Raw genomic sequence first — 15,520 nt, 5'->3', positions numbered from 1 at the left:
ATGGCTATAGTGGAAAAATTGTAAATTCAACTATTTCACTATTGTCGATAAAATGATGTCCTACCTCAAGAACATCATCCAAGGTCATTTCCTGTATAATCTTTGGCAAATCAAACAGGGTTGTTTCGTCAGAATGTGACTGATATTGGGTCGCAATAAATTCTAAAGAGTTCATATTATGGATAAATTCTCCATAAATTTCACTTTTGATTAAATCAAGATGTTCCTCTGATACATCCGAATCGGTAGCAAAGTTCTGAATTGCCTTTCGGAATTGATGCGAAATAGCAACAGGTTCCTTTGTATCCATTGTCAGCATCAAAAAGTTAAAACGTTGATTGATCTCAACTTCTAAAGATAATGAAGAATCTAATTTCCCAGTTTCATACAAACTCTGAAATCTTTTAGAAGTCCAACCAAACATCATCGTAAATAAAGCTCTTAGTAAGACGCTATATCGATAACAATCCTGGTGACTCATATCAGAATTCGTTCGAACACCAATTGCTAATTTAGGTGATGCAACATCCATACGAATGATCTCAACCTTCTTTACAGGGTGTAAAGCGATTGCTTCTTTTGGATTTTGAACTATACGAACTCCAACACCCTTTTGCGAGAAATAATTCTGTATCAACTCTAAATCAAAATTTCCAACGAGGAAAATATGGCTATTGACAGGAGTGTAAAATTCATCAAAATTATCTCGTAGATCCTCTAAACTAATATCTTCTATCGAATCTTCAGTCCCAACAATATCTGAAGCAAGTGGAGTTTTCGGATATAGATTTGCAAGTGTTTTAAAGAACAAGCAAGAATCAGGATCATCCTGATACATTTCGCGTTCTTGTTGAATGATATCCTTTTCTCGTTCAACGGATTCTTCAGTAATGTTAAAGCTAGTAACAAGTTCGTCAAGTAAGTCTAAACACTCAGTAACATAGTCAGAAGTTGAAAAAAGATAGCTTGTGTTTGTAAAGCTTGTAAAGGCATTGCTTTCTGCTCCTAGTTCAGTAAAAGCAGTCATAATGTCTTCAGCATTTTCTCTTTCAAAAAGTTTGTGTTCTAAAAAATGAGCAATCCCCTTAGGATATGTTTTCTTTTTACTATCTCTATCTGTAAACTCAGTGTCAACTGAACCAACATAGACAGTTACTACACCATAAACTTCGTTAAAATCATTTTTAGGAAGTAAAGAAACTGTCAATCCGTTTTCTAATTTTGCTTGATAAAGAGTTTCCTTTACAGCAGGATAATATTTCTCTTGAAAAGTAACTCTAGTCATTCTGCTCCTTCCATAAAATAGATAGCCTGCAATTTCAAACTAGATGCCGCCCTACAGATTTCATCCTTGTCAACTTGCTCTAGTCTCTCTATCAAAGTATCCAGTTCTAAAGCCGATTTACCAAAAAAGAGGCTTAAGTATTCTCTGTCTATAATCGAATCTTGATTATCCTGACTCAACAACATCGTCCTACGAATCATTTCCTTAGTTTGATTAACTTCAGCATCTGTAAATCTACCATTTTTGATAGCTAACAATTGACCATTCATCAATTTTCTTACCTTGTTTCGGTTTTGACGATTTATCCCAGCAAACAATCTTAAAAATCCACTAAAGAGATCTAAGTGACTAGAAACAGTGTAGGCCAACCCTTCCTTTTCTCTAACTTGGGTAAATAATTTAGAGTGCGGGAAAGCTCCAAGTAAACCATTCACGAGAAGCAAGGCCATCTTTTGGTCTTCTCCATAACCAATTGTGCTATGATAACCCATTTCTAGAATAGACTGACCTAGGTTTTTTCTAGCAACTCCTTCTCTAAGAACATTTGAATAACCTTGCTGATATTGAATGTTTACAGTTTTTTTACGACCTGTCAAGTTAAATTTCTTCAAGTTTTCTAAGACTTCAATTTCATTAAAATCACCTAAAAAGAATAAATCAATCCTATCTTCTTTCAGCATTTTTTGAAAACTTGAATAGCAAGATTTAGAAGTCTCTTCGGAAATTCTGGCAATTAAATCTCTAGGAACTAACTGCATTGATTCCTCTTGGAAAAACAACTGATCCAATTCTTTATGGGCAAAGAAGAAAGGATCCTCTAATTCTGATTCTAATCTCGCCAACAATTGTTTTTTTTCAATTTCAAAGGCATTGTTCTCAAATTCATCTTCATTTGACAATGGATTAAATATGACTTGATACAATAATTCTAAAATCTGAGCAGTTAATACGTTTTTCTTACTTAAAAATTCATCTCGAACATAAGTTAAACTCACGTCTACTAAGTGACTTTGTCCCCTTCTATAAGCATGAGTTGACAAATCTGCTCCATACAATGATGCCAGATGTTTTCTAAGAACCTGAGCAGTTGGATAGACTTTATTAGCAGTTTCAAGCATACTGGCACTTAACATGCGACCAGAGATTAAATCCAGAGATAATGGAGCTGTGAAACGCATGGTTATTTTATTTGTCTTAAACTTTTTAGATTGGATAAAATGCACTGCAATTCCAGGGAATAACTCCATATTTTACCTCCTTTTACATAGAGTTCTATTATACCATGAAAACGAAAATTTTTCCTGTTCTCTTTGACTCTTTTGAAATTAAAATCGTTTTCATTCAACGGGTTTCTTCTCCACTATTTTAAGCAAAATATGGTATAATACCAAAGATTGAGGTGAACTATGGAATACAAATTATTTGAAGAATTTATTACTCTCCAAGCTCTTTTGAAAGATCTTGGAATCATCCAAAGTGGAGGTGCTATTAAATCTTTTTTAGCGGACCATCTTGTATATCTTAATGGAGAATTAGAAAATCGTCGAGGCAAAAAAATTAGGATTGGGGACACTATTGAAATCCCTGATTTAAAAACTCAAATTGTTCTAGTTCAACCAACATCAGAAGAACTAGAGGAGTTTCGTCTAGAAAAACTTGAGAAAGAACGTGTAGCTAAACTTGTCAAGGAAATGAATAAAAAGGTACAAAAAAAGCCAGCGAAAAAGAACCAGTCAACAAAAGCAAAACCTGCACCACGTTTCCCAGGTAGATAAATATGTGGCTGAAAAATCTATCCATTAAACAATTTCGTAACTATCGAGATGTTGAAGTTAATTTTAATCCAAAATTAAATGTATTTGTTGGCCGAAACGCTCAAGGAAAAACCAATCTTCTTGAAAGTATTTATTTTTTAGCCTTAACGAGAAGTCATCGTACAAAGACCGATAAAAATTTAATTCAATTTGAAGAAGAACAACTGCAAGTTTCTGGAATCTTGCAAAAGAAAACAGCAAGCATTCCACTCGAAATTGACCTAACACAAAAAGGGCGAATTACTAAAGTAAATCACTTAAAGCAAGCTCGCCTATCAGACTATATTGGTCATATGAATGTTGTCTTATTTGCTCCAGAAGATTTACAACTTGTCAAAGGTGCTCCGGCCATTCGTCGTAAGTTCATTGACATAGAATTAGGACAAATCAAACCGATTTACTTGTCAGACCTGTCAAGTTATAACCACATCCTTAAACAGAGAAATACCTATCTCAAATCTACACAAAACATAGACGAGACTTTCCTATCTGTTCTTGATGACCAACTGGTAGAATATGGATGCCGTGTAATGATTCATCGAACTAACTTTATCCAGAAAATGGAACTCTTTGGCAAGAAAAAACATTTTGACATCTCAGATCAGTTAGAAGAACTGTCAATCATCTATCAACCTTCTGTAAATTTTGTTGACAAGGAACATTTGGCTGAATCTTTCTATGCAGCTCTTCAAAAAAGTAGGTCCAGAGATTTATTTAAAAAGAATACTGGAGTTGGTCCTCATCGGGATGATATGATTTTCATGATTAATGGAATGGAAGCAAGTTTCGGAAGTCAAGGGCAACATCGTAGCTTGGTACTTTCTATAAAACTTGCTGAAATCGAATTGATGGAGAGCATTACCAAAGAATCTCCCATTCTTTTGCTTGACGATGTCATGAGTGAACTTGACAATACTCGTCAACTTAAATTATTGGAAACTATTTCTCATAACATTCAAACGTTTATTACAACTACTAGTTTAGACCATCTTCAAAACTTGCCTGATAACTTGAGCGTCTTTACAGTAGATAATGGTCAATTAACTGTAAATTAAAATTTACATCTATGTAAAATAAAAAAATCTCCCGTTTAACAGGAGATTTTTTTATTACATTGAATAGTTAGGTGCTTCATTAGTGATTTGCACATCGTGTGGATGGCTTTCTTTTAGACCAGCACCTGACATTTCGATAAACTGAGCATTGTCATGTAATTCTTTTAAGTTAGCAGCACCACAGTAACCCATACCAGATCGAATACCACCAATCATTTGGAAAACAATATCAGCTGCTGCACCTTTATAAGCAACACGACCTTCGATTCCTTCTGGAACGAGTTTGTTTGCTTCATTGACAGAACCTTGGAAGTAACGGTCGCTTGAACCCTTCTTCATAGCAGCGATTGAACCCATACCGCGGTATGTCTTGAACTTACGCCCTTGGAAGATCTCAGTTTCACCTGGAGCTTCATCTGTTCCTGCAAACATTGATCCGAGCATCACTGCGTTTCCTCCAGCAGCAAGGGCTTTTACAATATCTCCTGAATATTTGATTCCACCATCAGCGATAATTGTTTTACCATATTCACGAGCAACTGCTGCTGCATCGTAAATTGCTGTTACCTGGGGAACTCCTACACCAGCAATAACACGAGTTGTACAGATTGACCCTGGACCAATACCGACTTTAACAACGTCAACACCTGCATCATAAAGAGCACGCGCACCTTCAGCAGTAGCGATGTTCCCAGCAATCAGTGTACGGTCTGGGAAATGAGCACGAATTTCAGCGATTTTACGAAGTACACCCGCTGAGTGACCATGGGCAGTATCGATAACAATAGCATCAGCTCCTGCTTCAAAGAGGGCTTCTGCACGTTCAAATGTATCAGAAGTAACACCTACTGCACCAGCAACTAGAAGACGACCGAATTCATCTTTTGCCGCATTTGGGAACTCAATCACTTTTTCAATATCTTTAATGGTGATTAAACCAGAAAGACGACCCTCTTCGTCAACTAGAGGTAGTTTTTCAATACGGTGTTCTTGAAGAATACTCTCAGCAGTTTTTAAATCTGTACCAACCGGAGCAGTAACTAGGTTTTCACTAGTCATGTGTTTTGAAATTGGTTGGTTGTAATCAGAAATGAAACGCAAATCTCGGTTGGTCAAAATACCAACTAACTTACGGTTTTCTAGAGTTTCAACCACTGGGATACCACTGATACGGTAACGGCCCATGAGTTCATCTGCTTCAGCGATTGTATGTTCAGGAGTCAAGAAGAATGGATCAATGATAACACCATTTTCAGAACGTTTTACCTTTCGAACTTCGTCAGCTTGTTGCTCAATAGACATATTTTTATGGATAACTCCAAGTCCACCTGCACGCGCGATTGCAATGGCCATTTGGCTTTCTGTTACAGTGTCCATTGCAGCTGTAATAATTGGGATATTTAAAGTCAAATTATCTGCCAATTTTGTTGTTAAATCCGTATCATTAGGCAACACATGACTCTCTGCTGGAATTAGCAATACATCATCAAAGGTAAAACCTTTTTTCAAAAATTTAGTGTCCCAATTAGACATTGAAGTTTCCTCTTTTCTTTCTTTATTGAGCTAAACGCTTTTTGTATTGTATCTATCATACCATTCTATGAAAATTTGTCAATTAAATTTATAAGAGAATAAATAAAAAACTATCCCTCTTATTTTAAAGAAGAAATAGTTTTATAGTTCATATTTTATCCATTAGTGAAAGTAATTTAGACCCATTGCAGCTTTTACTTCTGATAGTGTTTGCCCAGCAACTTCTCGAGCTTTTTCACTACCTTTTTGGAGCATATTATAAACCTCACCCATATCTTTAGCATATTCTAGGCGACGTTCACGGATTGGACCAAGTTCACGTTCTAGGATTTCAAGTAGGTAACGTTTGGTCTTAACATCACCAAGGCCTCCACGTTGATAATGTTCCTTCATTTCAGCAATTTCTTGAGCATCCTCAGGTCGACCGAATACGTCCAAGTAATGGAAAACCATATTTCCTTCAATCTTACCTGGATCCTCAACACGAATATGGTCTGGATCTGTATACATACTCATTACTTTTTTACGCAAAGTATCTGCATCATCAGCTAGGTAAATTCCATTATTAAGTGATTTCGACATTTTGGCATTACCATCAAGACCTGGTAAACGTCCCGCACCTTCGTGCTCAGGGTAAATTCCTTCTGGTTCTACTAAAACATCACAGTTATAGGCATGGTTGAAAGAACGCACAATTTCACGTGTTTGTTCAATCATCGGCTTTTGATCATTCCCTACTGGAACCAAGTTAGCCTTAAATGCTGTAATATCTGCTGCTTGCGCAACTGGATAAACTAAAAATCCAGTTGGAATACTTTCACCAAAGCCTTTTTGAGCAATTTCAGTCTTTACGGTTGGATTTCGTTCCAAGCGAGCTAATGAAACTAGGTTCATATAATACATAGAGAGCTCTGCCAATTCTGGAATCTGACTTTGAATGAAAATCGTTGCTTTATTAGGATCTAATCCCACTGCAAGATAGTCCAAAGCAACATTCCCAATAGACTCTACAATAGTTTGTGGATCTTTTGCATGGTCTGTTAGTGCTTGCTGGTCAGCTAAAAAAACAAACATGTCATATTTATTTTCTTCTTGTAGTAAGACACGATTTTTCAAACTACCAACGTAGTGCCCAATATGTAATTTCCCCGTTGGACGATCTCCTGTTAAAATAATGGGTTTACTCATCTTATTCTCCTTTGATATGGTCCTTTCAATTATAGCATTTTTTTAATAAAAAGACAGATAATTTTTTTATTGAAACAATAGAGATGTTACCCCTTTCAATCGTAAAGGGGTTGTCAACTTTGTTTACAAAAAATTGACAAATAAAAATTTGAATAATTGGTGATTTTCTAGTAGAATTAGAGTATTACATATAATAGGAGAAAAACTTTGCTAACAGTATCTGATGTTTCACTACGTTTTAGTGATCGTAAACTTTTTGATGATGTAAACATCAAATTTACAGAAGGAAATACCTATGGTTTGATTGGTGCCAACGGTGCTGGAAAATCAACCTTTTTAAAAATCTTAGCTGGAGATATTGAACCGACAACTGGGCATATCTCTCTTGGACCAGACGAACGTCTTTCAGTACTTCGTCAAAATCACTTTGACTACGAAGATGAGCGTGTTATTGATGTTGTTATCATGGGTAATGAAAAACTATACAACATCATGAAAGAAAAAGACGCCATTTATATGAAAGAAGATTTTTCAGAAGAAGATGGTGTTCGCGCAGCTGAACTTGAAGGAGAATTCGCTGAACTAGGTGGTTGGGAAGCTGAGAGTGAAGCTTCACAACTCTTACAAAATTTGAATATTCCAGAAGAACTTCATTACCAAAATATGAGTGAACTAGCAAATGGCGACAAAGTAAAGGTTCTCCTTGCTAAAGCCCTCTTCGGTAAACCAGATGTCCTTCTTTTGGACGAGCCAACTAATGGTCTGGATATTCAATCCATCACTTGGCTAGAGGATTTCCTAATCGACTTTGATAATACTGTCATTGTCGTATCCCACGACCGTCACTTCTTGAATAAAGTATGTACTCACATGGCTGACCTGGACTTTGGAAAAATCAAACTCTATGTCGGAAACTACGACTTCTGGAAGGAATCTTCTGAGCTTGCTGCTAAATTGCTAGCAGACCGTAATGCTAAAGCAGAAGAAAAAATCAAACAACTTCAAGAATTCGTTGCTCGTTTCTCTGCTAATGCTTCTAAATCAAGACAAGCAACTTCACGTAAAAAAATGCTTGACAAGATTGAGCTAGAGGAAATTGTTCCTTCTAGTCGTAAATATCCATTTATCAGCTTTAAAGCTGAACGTGAAATTGGGAACGACCTCTTGACAGTAGAAAATCTATCTGTAAAGATTGACGGTGAAACTATTCTTGACAACATCAGCTTCATCTTGCGTCCGGGTGACAAGACAGCCCTTATCGGACAAAACGACATCCAAACAACTGCCTTGATTCGTGCTATTATGGGTGAAATTGACTATGAAGGGACTGTCAAGTGGGGAGTTACAACTAGTCGCTCTTACTTACCAAAAGACAATTCAGCTGATTTTGCTGGCAGTGAATCTATTCTTGACTGGCTCCGTCAATTCGCAAGTAAAGAAGAAGATGACAACACTTTCTTGCGTGGTTTCCTAGGTCGTATGCTCTTCTCTGGAGACGAAGTTAACAAACCTGTAAACGTCTTGTCAGGGGGAGAAAAGGTGCGCGTGATGCTCTCAAAACTCATGCTTTTAAAATCAAACGTTCTTGTACTTGACGATCCTACAAATCACTTAGACTTGGAATCTATCTCAAGCTTGAACGATGGATTGAAAAACTTTAAAGAGTCCATCATCTTTGCCAGTCACGACCATGAGTTTATTCAAACTTTGGCTAACCACATTATTGTCTTATCTAAAAACGGCGTCATCGATCGTATTGATGAAACCTATGATGAATTCTTAGAAAATGCTGAAGTTCAAGCAAAAGTCAAAGAACTTTGGAAAGATTAGGTAGAACTTAAAAATTTTTAGTTGATAGTTCTGTCAATCTGATTCTATTCAACCTATTCATTGTTTCACGTGAAACATTCTATTATTAGATTTATAAATTCTTGACAAGATTCATGCACATAAAAAATCGACCAAATTGGTCGATTTTTTTAATCTTCTTCCAGTTTTTTAGGTTGATAAGCAAGCATACCTATTCCTATGAATAGAACTAAAGTTACGAGAAGGAAAATTACCTGATAATGAACATTCCCTGTCATAGAAATTGTTTGTCTCAATCCTGAAACTGAATAACTCATTGGTAACCAAGGATTGACAGCCTTAAAGAAATCATTAGTCAAAGCAAGCGGATAAGTTCCTGCACTTGATGCTAATTGTAATAATAGTAAAATAAGAGAGAAGAAAGCACCTAAGCGACTATTCCATGTCGTTAACGCGGTTACCATAGACATAAAGGTCAAACTTGCGATGATGATTAAGAGCAAGGTTCTCATTTCATGATTTGCTGTTAGACCAATAAGATGAACTCCTCCATAGACTAAGACAGCTGCTAAAACAGCTATAACTCCATTTATTTCGAAACGAGATTTAACCCAAGCCCAACGAGTTTCAGGATGACGACCTGAAGGTAACTTAGCAAAAATCATATTTGTTGATAGCGCAGCAACAAAGAGGGCGACTGATATCATATAAGGAGCCATGGCAATTCCATTTACAGGAACTTGATCATTATCTGTTTTTGAAAGACTCAAAGGCTCAGATAATACTTCTGCATTATTAGACTCTGTTGATGCTGATTTTAATTGATTGCTAGCGCTGTTCAATCCATGTTCTAGTCCAGTAGCTCCTACTTGTAAACTTTCAATACCAGCAGTTAAAGTTGTTCCACCATCTGCTAATTTTCCAGTACCATCAGCAATTTTCACTGCTCCACTTCCTAACTGAGAGCTAGCTGAAAGCAATTGACTTGATTTTTCTGTTAATTGACTAGAACCTAGCTGTATTTTATCAAGTCCTGCAATTAATTCTGAACTCTTACTATTTAATTGGCTAGAACCAGATGAGAGTTTTTCGATACCTGTTACTAATTCTGGAGTTTTCCCAGCTAACGATTTCAAACCAGCTGTCAAGGTTGAAGAGTTTTCTGTCAACTTACTTGATCCAGAAACCAATTGATCCAAACTTGTTGTTAAAGTTGTATTCTTTTCACTTAGTTGATTTACACCTAAAGAAATAGTATCCAATCCTTTAGTATACGCATTAACTCCATTTTCAATTGATTGACTTCCAGGAACTAACTGATTGTCTACAGCATTTTGCAACTGTGTAAATCCACTTGACATAGATGTCAAGGAACTAGACGCAACAGGTAATATTTGATTTGCTTTAGTCTGTAAAGTAGAAAGATTAGAGACTGGTTGGTTTACACTTCCCAAATTTTCTTTTAAATCTCCTACCGTTGTCAAAATTGCTTTTGCTGATTCTATCGTAGAATTAGAATTATTTGAAACAGCTTCAGTCAGTTCTTTTTTCTGAGTATCAGTAAGAGATTGATAAGTTGCTGTTGCTTGAAGATTGGTAAGAGTTTTCTCTTGCTCTGTTTGACTATTAGTCACAATAGTTTGGGCAAGAGTAGATATATTCGCTAAATCATTAGATATTGTGCTTTTAAGTTCCGTATTATCTGAGATTGTTACTGCTTGAAGTGCTTTATTCAATTCATCTAAACTAGTTGCTAATTGAGTGATTTCCTCTTTTTGTTGAGATGAAGTATTCAATTGAGTCGAAATTTCTTTAATACCTTTATTTAATTCGGTAATACCGTCTCTCAATGTATCTGATTGACTTGATAGCTGGTTTGTACCAACAGATAGTTTGTCAACACCGCTTGTATAGGCATTAACACCAACCGAAAATTGATTGAGACCTGTATTCAGTTGCGAAACTCCTCCAGCATATGTCTTCATTCCAGTATTGAGCTGATTGACACCTGTTACTAATTCTGGAGTCTTGGAAGATAATTGATTAAGTCCAGTGTCAACCTGTGAAACCGCACTTGTATAGCTCTGTAAACCATCATTAAATGTTCCTAAGCCACTATTCAGTTGCTTTACACCTGTGACATATGTTGTCAACCCTTTTGTAAATTGATTCGTTCCATCAGAAAAGGTTAAACTTGAACTAGCTAAAGTATCAAGATTGGAAGACAATGTCTGACTTCCTACAGCTAACTTACTAGCCCCATTTGCCAATTGTTCACTTCCATCGGCTGCCTTCGTTAAACCGGATTTTAAATCACCCATCTTTTGAAATAAAGCTTTCGTATAGGATTCGGTTACATTAGCAGAAACATTCTGTTTTAACTGTGTCATGGCAGAATCACTCATCTTACTTGCAATGAAGCTATGCCCGCTAGAAGTTTGATAGTTAATGGTCATTTGTTCTGGGTGATCTGACAGAATAGAAGCAGCCTTTTCAGATAAGTCGCTTGGCAAAGTGACTACCATAAAGTAGTCACCGTCTTCTAGACCCTTCTTACCTTCTTCTTCATTGACAAAATGAAAATCTAATGATTTATTTTGCTCTAAATTGGACACCATGTCCTTTCCAATGCTCATTGTATTTCCATTGTAAGACGCTTCTTTATCATTATTAACGACCGCTACAGGCAACTCAGATAATTGTCCATATGGATCCCACATAGATGATAAAAATATAATGTTGTATAAGGCAGGAATAAGAGAAATCCCTATCATTACAATGATAAAGGTTGGTTTTTTAAAAATTGCTTTCCATTCTTTAAACATATTGTCTCCTTTTTTACACATAATGTCTAAAATTTTGATATAATAGATTATACATTAAAAAATCTTATTTACAAGTCAAAAATATCATATTTAGACACTACGTCTATTTTTGTTCACAAGGAGGAACTATGAAAGAGAGCAACAAACGCTTAAAAACCAAACGTACTATTGAGAACGCCATGGTTCAATTATTAACGGAACAACCATTTGATCAAATTTCTACTGTTAAACTGGCAGAAAAAGCCGGAATTAGTCGTTCTAGTTTTTATACTCATTACAAAGATAAGTATGATATGATTGAACATTACCAAAGTAAGCTTTTTCATACCTTTGAGTATATTTTCCAAAAACACGCAAATCATAAAAGAGATGCTATTCTAGAAGTGTTTGAATACTTAGAGTCTGAACCTTTACTAGCTGCTCTTCTATCTGAAAATGGTACAAAAGAGATACAAAACTTCCTGAGAAATAAACTTCACATTATGCTTAGCACTGACCTCCAAAAACGCTTTATGCAATTAAATTTAAACAATACTGAGTTAGAGTATAGTAGCATTTATCTAACAAATGCACTATTTGGTGTATGCCAAACCTGGATTGCTCATGGAAAAAAAGAAAGTCCACAAGAAATGACAAACTTTCTTATGAAAATGTTGGGAGATGCAAATTAGAGACAAAAAAAGAACACCAATGGTGTTCTTTTTGTTTAACTCCGCCAGTAGGACTCGAACCTACGACATCATGATTAACAGTCATGCGCTACTACCAACTGAGCTATGGCGGATAATATAGTCCGTACGGGATTCGAACCCGTGTTACCGCCGTGAAAAGGCGGTGTCTTAACCCCTTGACCAACGGACCATTTATCTTTAACAGATATAACCATTATATCAATAAATGAAAAATTGTCAATTATTTTTTAGTCTTTTCAGTTAAAATCTGTTTGAGTTTTTTCGTTTTTAAACGTGAAATAGGACAACGATGTTCTTCGTAAAAAACAACTTCCATAGTCTTACGATCTATATCTTTAATATTTCCAACATTCACTAAAAATGATTTATGAGCTAAATAGAAACGTTGAGATTCCTTATCTTTTTCTTGAATATCTGTTATTGTTCCATAAAACTCTTTTGAAAAATTCTTACCAATAATCCTTAATTTATGGGAAGTCCCGGTTGTTTCGATATATAAAATATCATGGTAAGGAAGACAAATGTCATTTCCTTTAAAACTATATTCAAAATAATCAACTACGGATTGATTCTCTAATAGTGTACTTTTAGTATACACAATACACTCCGCAACTCGTTCTTTAAATAAACGATCATTGATGTCCTTATCAATAAAATCTAAAGCAGATACTTTGTATTTGTAAGTTAGTGTTGCAAATTCAGAGCGACTCGTTATAAAAACGATAATCGCATAAGGGTTACGATGACGAATAAACTGGGCTACTTCAAATCCTTTTTTCTCAATTCCATTAATATCGATATCTAAAAAATACAGCTGATTCACTTCTTCGTTTTCAACATATTCCATAAATTCTCTAACTTTTCCTGTTGTTTTATATGATATAGGAATATTCATTTCTTTGGAAATCTCATTCAAAGTTTTTTCCAATCTTACCTGATGTTCTATAATGTCTTCTAAAATTAATACTTTCATATTATATTCCTCTTAAATCTAATAATTTGTTTAAATCGTTCATCATCAATTTCTGTTTCTAAAATAACATCGTCATATTTTTCTAGTATTTCCTTAACATTATTAAGACCTATTCCTCTATTTATACCTTTTGTAGAATATCCAATGTTAAATATTTCTTCCGGCTTGATTGATCTATTTTTGCGAGAATTTTGGATAACAATCAATATTTCAGAGTCTAATTTAATGACAGCTACTTCCATTTGTTTTCTATAGCTTTCTAGTGCACCTTCAACAGCATTATTAAGTAAAATACTCATGACACGAACTAAATCTAATAATTCCATTGCTAGTGGTGAAATGATATCTTTTACCTCCAGAGTATACTCTATATCATGAACTCTTGCATTGGCAATAGACTGAGCAATTACACTTCTAAGAGCAGAATCTTCAAGATTATTTAGATCAAAATAAGTATACTTATCTGATCTAAGTTTATGGTTGGCTTTAACAAATACTTCGTTGTAAATCCTGTCAATTTCTTGTAAATCTTTACTGTCAATTGCAGTTTGCATACTAACCATCATTCCTGCATAGTCATGTCTAAACCCTCGAATCTCATTGTAAAGTGAAACAATTTCATCAGTATAATTCTGTAAATATTCCTGTTCAAATTTTTTCTGATTTAGAGCAATTTCCCTCTCAACTTGAACCTTATTGGCATTCATTGCAAAGAAAATTATTAATAAACAAATAAAGACAATTGTTGCTAGAATACTACTAAAACTATTAAAATGTTCATGAATATTCACCATATCTGAAATGAATAGTAGAATATGTAAAGCAAAGAAAGCAAAGATGACCTTTTTAAAAAATGAATAGAGGTAATCTTTATCAAAATAATTGAGCTCCAAGTGGAAATAAATAATAATTTTTTTTACTACAAAATAAGTCAGTAATAAAACTACTACAAAAAAGAAATCTTCATATTTGGTTACGAAAGAAACACCTGTTATAGAGGATATGATTACTGCTATAAAAGTATGAGTGCTTTGATATAGTAAAGACAGTAGTAGGCCGATAAAAATAGCCTTGTACTTATGATATTTCTTTAATTCTATCTGGTAAATGGAAATAAGTAATGGAAATAAAAATTTAGATATACCAAAGCCACCTAAGTTTAATAGACTAATAAATTCCTCAAGTAATAACACTGAAATAAGTGTATAACATAGAAAAATAAATTGTTCTTTTCTAGTTACTTTACATATCCATCTATAACTTTTGCTAATTATAAAAAAATAGAAAATAGCTATAAATAATCCAAATAAATCCATTACTCTTTACCTTTTATTTATTTTTTCTTTGGAAATATAAGTTCACGTATTGAGCCTAAAAATCTCCAATCCCCACCTTGAATTTCCTGTAACTCTTCTTCTGTAAGTTTTTTGAACTGCTCTAATTTAACTGTTTTTTCCATATTAAATTCTCCTTTATTGTTTTTTTCTTGTAAATTAACTTACAAGCCTATTATACAAAACGGAGTCTGTTTTAAAACATTTCATTCTCAACTGCACATTTTTGTACCTGAACTGTCAATTTTTACAAAAAACGCTGGGTTTCCCCAGCGTTAAATCTAGTATATGATCCCAGCAGGATTCGAACCTGCGACCGTTCGCTTAGAAGGCGAATGCTCTATCCAGCTGAGCTATGAGACCTAACTAGTTTATCTTATCAAAATAATTGAGAATAGTCAATCCTATTTATGATAGGGAGAACCTTGTTGGATGGTAAAGGCTCGGTATATCTGTTCTACAAGAACTAGACGCATTAATTGATGTGGAAGAGTTAAACGGCCAAAACTTACTGATAGGTTAGCTCTTTTTTTCACTTCATTGGATAATCCTAAACTTCCACCGATAACAAAGGTTAAGGTTGAAAAACCATTAATAGATGCTTGTTCTAACTGTTTACTGAATTCTTCAGAAGAGAGGGTTTTCCCTTCAATGGCTAAAACAACAACAAATTCTCTATCCCCAATTTTGGAAAGAATTCGATTTCCCTCTAAATCTAAGATTTTTTCATTTTCTGAATCGCTGGCACGATCTGGTGTCTTTTCATCAGCTAATTCAATCATTTCTACGGCAGCAAATCGTGATATTCTTTTAGAATATTCTGCAATTCCATCTTTGAGATACTTTTCTTTTAGTTTTCCAACTGTTACAATTTTTATTTTCATGCTTCTATTTTATCATAATCGCATTCTATTCACATCTTATTCACAAATGAAAAAGCCGAAAATTGTAATAAATTCACAAGTTTTAATCAGTTATCCACAGATTGTTAAAAACTTAAACTTTTTTAAGC

At 34.7% G+C, this 15,520-nt stretch carries 13 protein-coding genes and 3 tRNA genes; 4 read left to right on the top strand and 12 right to left on the bottom strand.

Annotated elements, in window-relative coordinates; genetic code table 11:
• Nucleotides 1-4 precede the first annotated feature (4 nt).
• Together yfmH and yfmF are read right to left on the bottom strand one after the other, a co-directional pair.
• On the bottom strand, nucleotides 5-1,285 hold the full coding sequence (gene yfmH / locus K1I61_RS07150) for an EF-P 5-aminopentanol modification-associated protein YfmH (RefSeq protein ID WP_223334381.1): 1,281 nt from the start codon (nucleotides 1,283-1,285) through the stop codon (nucleotides 5-7).
• Nucleotides 1,282-2,532 (bottom strand): EF-P 5-aminopentanol modification-associated protein YfmF, encoded by a 1,251-nt coding sequence (gene yfmF, locus K1I61_RS07145; RefSeq protein ID WP_223334380.1) that lies wholly within the window; start codon nucleotides 2,530-2,532, stop codon nucleotides 1,282-1,284. Before yfmF ends, yfmH begins: the two co-directional genes overlap by 4 nt.
• Before the next feature lie 159 nt (nucleotides 2,533-2,691).
• Between yfmF and yaaA the strand changes: the two genes are divergently transcribed.
• Nucleotides 2,692-3,060 carry a S4 domain-containing protein YaaA gene (gene yaaA, locus K1I61_RS07140; protein ID WP_223334377.1) on the top strand — a complete coding sequence of 123 codons (369 nt, stop codon included), beginning with the start codon at nucleotides 2,692-2,694 and terminating at the stop codon, nucleotides 3,058-3,060.
• 2 nt (nucleotides 3,061-3,062) lie between these two features.
• On the top strand, nucleotides 3,063-4,154 hold the full coding sequence (recF, locus tag K1I61_RS07135; protein WP_223334375.1) for a DNA replication/repair protein RecF: 1,092 nt from the start codon (nucleotides 3,063-3,065) through the stop codon (nucleotides 4,152-4,154).
• Nucleotides 4,155-4,208: 54 nt separating this feature from the next.
• Here the strand turns inward: recF and guaB are convergent, their stop codons facing one another.
• Together guaB and trpS are read right to left on the bottom strand one after the other, a co-directional pair.
• On the bottom strand, nucleotides 4,209-5,687 hold the full coding sequence (gene guaB, locus K1I61_RS07130) for an IMP dehydrogenase (protein WP_223334373.1): 1,479 nt from the start codon (nucleotides 5,685-5,687) through the stop codon (nucleotides 4,209-4,211).
• Nucleotides 5,688-5,849: 162 nt separating this feature from the next.
• Complete coding sequence (trpS, locus tag K1I61_RS07125; protein WP_004250956.1) at nucleotides 5,850-6,875, bottom strand: tryptophan--tRNA ligase; 1,026 nt, start codon at nucleotides 6,873-6,875, stop codon at nucleotides 5,850-5,852.
• Nucleotides 6,876-7,082: 207 nt separating this feature from the next.
• Here trpS and K1I61_RS07120 point away from each other — a divergent pair, with 207 nt between their 5' ends.
• Nucleotides 7,083-8,705, top strand: coding sequence for an ATP-binding cassette domain-containing protein (locus K1I61_RS07120; RefSeq protein ID WP_006152836.1), 1,623 nt, complete (start codon nucleotides 7,083-7,085; stop codon nucleotides 8,703-8,705).
• A 149-nt stretch (nucleotides 8,706-8,854) separates the two neighbouring features.
• Here the strand turns inward: K1I61_RS07120 and K1I61_RS07115 are convergent, their stop codons facing one another.
• Nucleotides 8,855-11,509 carry a YhgE/Pip domain-containing protein gene (locus K1I61_RS07115; RefSeq protein ID WP_223334371.1) on the bottom strand — a complete coding sequence of 885 codons (2,655 nt, stop codon included), beginning with the start codon at nucleotides 11,507-11,509 and terminating at the stop codon, nucleotides 8,855-8,857.
• Between the two features lie 128 nt (nucleotides 11,510-11,637).
• Here K1I61_RS07115 and K1I61_RS07110 point away from each other — a divergent pair, with 128 nt between their 5' ends.
• Nucleotides 11,638-12,180, top strand: a complete 543-nt coding sequence (locus K1I61_RS07110; protein WP_223334369.1) for a TetR/AcrR family transcriptional regulator — start codon at nucleotides 11,638-11,640, stop codon at nucleotides 12,178-12,180.
• 39 nt (nucleotides 12,181-12,219) lie between these two features.
• On the opposite strand, the gene K1I61_RS07105 is transcribed toward K1I61_RS07110, so the two are convergent.
• The 7 genes from K1I61_RS07105 to rlmH all read right to left on the bottom strand — a co-directional run bounded on the left by K1I61_RS07105 (nucleotide 12,220) and on the right by rlmH (nucleotide 15,392).
• Nucleotides 12,220-12,293, bottom strand: a tRNA-Asn gene (locus K1I61_RS07105).
• A gap of 5 nt (nucleotides 12,294-12,298) precedes the next feature.
• Nucleotides 12,299-12,370 (bottom strand) — tRNA-Glu (locus K1I61_RS07100).
• A 51-nt stretch (nucleotides 12,371-12,421) separates the two neighbouring features.
• Nucleotides 12,422-13,174 carry a competence system response regulator transcription factor ComE gene (gene comE / locus K1I61_RS07095; RefSeq protein WP_075565225.1) on the bottom strand — a complete coding sequence of 251 codons (753 nt, stop codon included), beginning with the start codon at nucleotides 13,172-13,174 and terminating at the stop codon, nucleotides 12,422-12,424.
• Complete coding sequence (locus tag K1I61_RS07090) at nucleotides 13,171-14,490, bottom strand: GHKL domain-containing protein (RefSeq protein WP_223334367.1); 1,320 nt, start codon at nucleotides 14,488-14,490, stop codon at nucleotides 13,171-13,173. The genes comE and K1I61_RS07090 overlap by 4 nt, the downstream gene beginning before the upstream one ends.
• Nucleotides 14,491-14,507: 17 nt before the next feature.
• Nucleotides 14,508-14,633, bottom strand: a complete 126-nt coding sequence (gene comC / locus K1I61_RS07085) for a competence-stimulating peptide ComC (RefSeq protein ID WP_223334365.1) — start codon at nucleotides 14,631-14,633, stop codon at nucleotides 14,508-14,510.
• Between the two features lie 164 nt (nucleotides 14,634-14,797).
• A tRNA-Arg gene (locus tag K1I61_RS07080) sits at nucleotides 14,798-14,871 on the bottom strand.
• A gap of 41 nt (nucleotides 14,872-14,912) precedes the next feature.
• Complete coding sequence (rlmH, locus tag K1I61_RS07075; RefSeq protein ID WP_223334363.1) at nucleotides 14,913-15,392, bottom strand: 23S rRNA (pseudouridine(1915)-N(3))-methyltransferase RlmH; 480 nt, start codon at nucleotides 15,390-15,392, stop codon at nucleotides 14,913-14,915.
• Between the last annotated feature and the right edge of the window lie 128 nt (nucleotides 15,393-15,520).

Origin of the sequence: Streptococcus infantis (assembly GCF_019929665.1) — a bacterium.
Lineage (GTDB): Bacteria > Bacillota > Bacilli > Lactobacillales > Streptococcaceae > Streptococcus > Streptococcus infantis_H.
Note: the sequence above shows the minus strand (reverse complement) of the source record. Positions and strands in the feature narration are given on the sequence as shown.

What these genes read in the sequence shown, in the direction of transcription:
- K1I61_RS07110 (WP_223334369.1), top strand. Translation starts at nt 11,638, where the DNA reads ATGAAAGAGAGCAACAAACGCTTAAAAACCAAACGTACTATTGAGAAC.
- yfmF (WP_223334380.1), bottom strand. Translation starts at nt 2,532, where the DNA reads ATGGAGTTATTCCCTGGAATTGCAGTGCATTTTATCCAATCTAAAAAG.
- K1I61_RS07090 (WP_223334367.1), bottom strand. Translation starts at nt 14,490, where the DNA reads ATGGATTTATTTGGATTATTTATAGCTATTTTCTATTTTTTTATAATT.
- yaaA (WP_223334377.1), top strand. Translation starts at nt 2,692, where the DNA reads ATGGAATACAAATTATTTGAAGAATTTATTACTCTCCAAGCTCTTTTG.
- trpS (WP_004250956.1), bottom strand. Translation starts at nt 6,875, where the DNA reads ATGAGTAAACCCATTATTTTAACAGGAGATCGTCCAACGGGGAAATTA.
- comE (WP_075565225.1), bottom strand. Translation starts at nt 13,174, where the DNA reads ATGAAAGTATTAATTTTAGAAGACATTATAGAACATCAGGTAAGATTG.
- recF (WP_223334375.1), top strand. Translation starts at nt 3,063, where the DNA reads ATGTGGCTGAAAAATCTATCCATTAAACAATTTCGTAACTATCGAGAT.
- K1I61_RS07115 (WP_223334371.1), bottom strand. Translation starts at nt 11,509, where the DNA reads ATGTTTAAAGAATGGAAAGCAATTTTTAAAAAACCAACCTTTATCATT.
- yfmH (WP_223334381.1), bottom strand. Translation starts at nt 1,285, where the DNA reads ATGACTAGAGTTACTTTTCAAGAGAAATATTATCCTGCTGTAAAGGAA.
- rlmH (WP_223334363.1), bottom strand. Translation starts at nt 15,392, where the DNA reads ATGAAAATAAAAATTGTAACAGTTGGAAAACTAAAAGAAAAGTATCTC.
- guaB (WP_223334373.1), bottom strand. Translation starts at nt 5,687, where the DNA reads ATGTCTAATTGGGACACTAAATTTTTGAAAAAAGGTTTTACCTTTGAT.
- comC (WP_223334365.1), bottom strand. Translation starts at nt 14,633, where the DNA reads ATGGAAAAAACAGTTAAATTAGAGCAGTTCAAAAAACTTACAGAAGAA.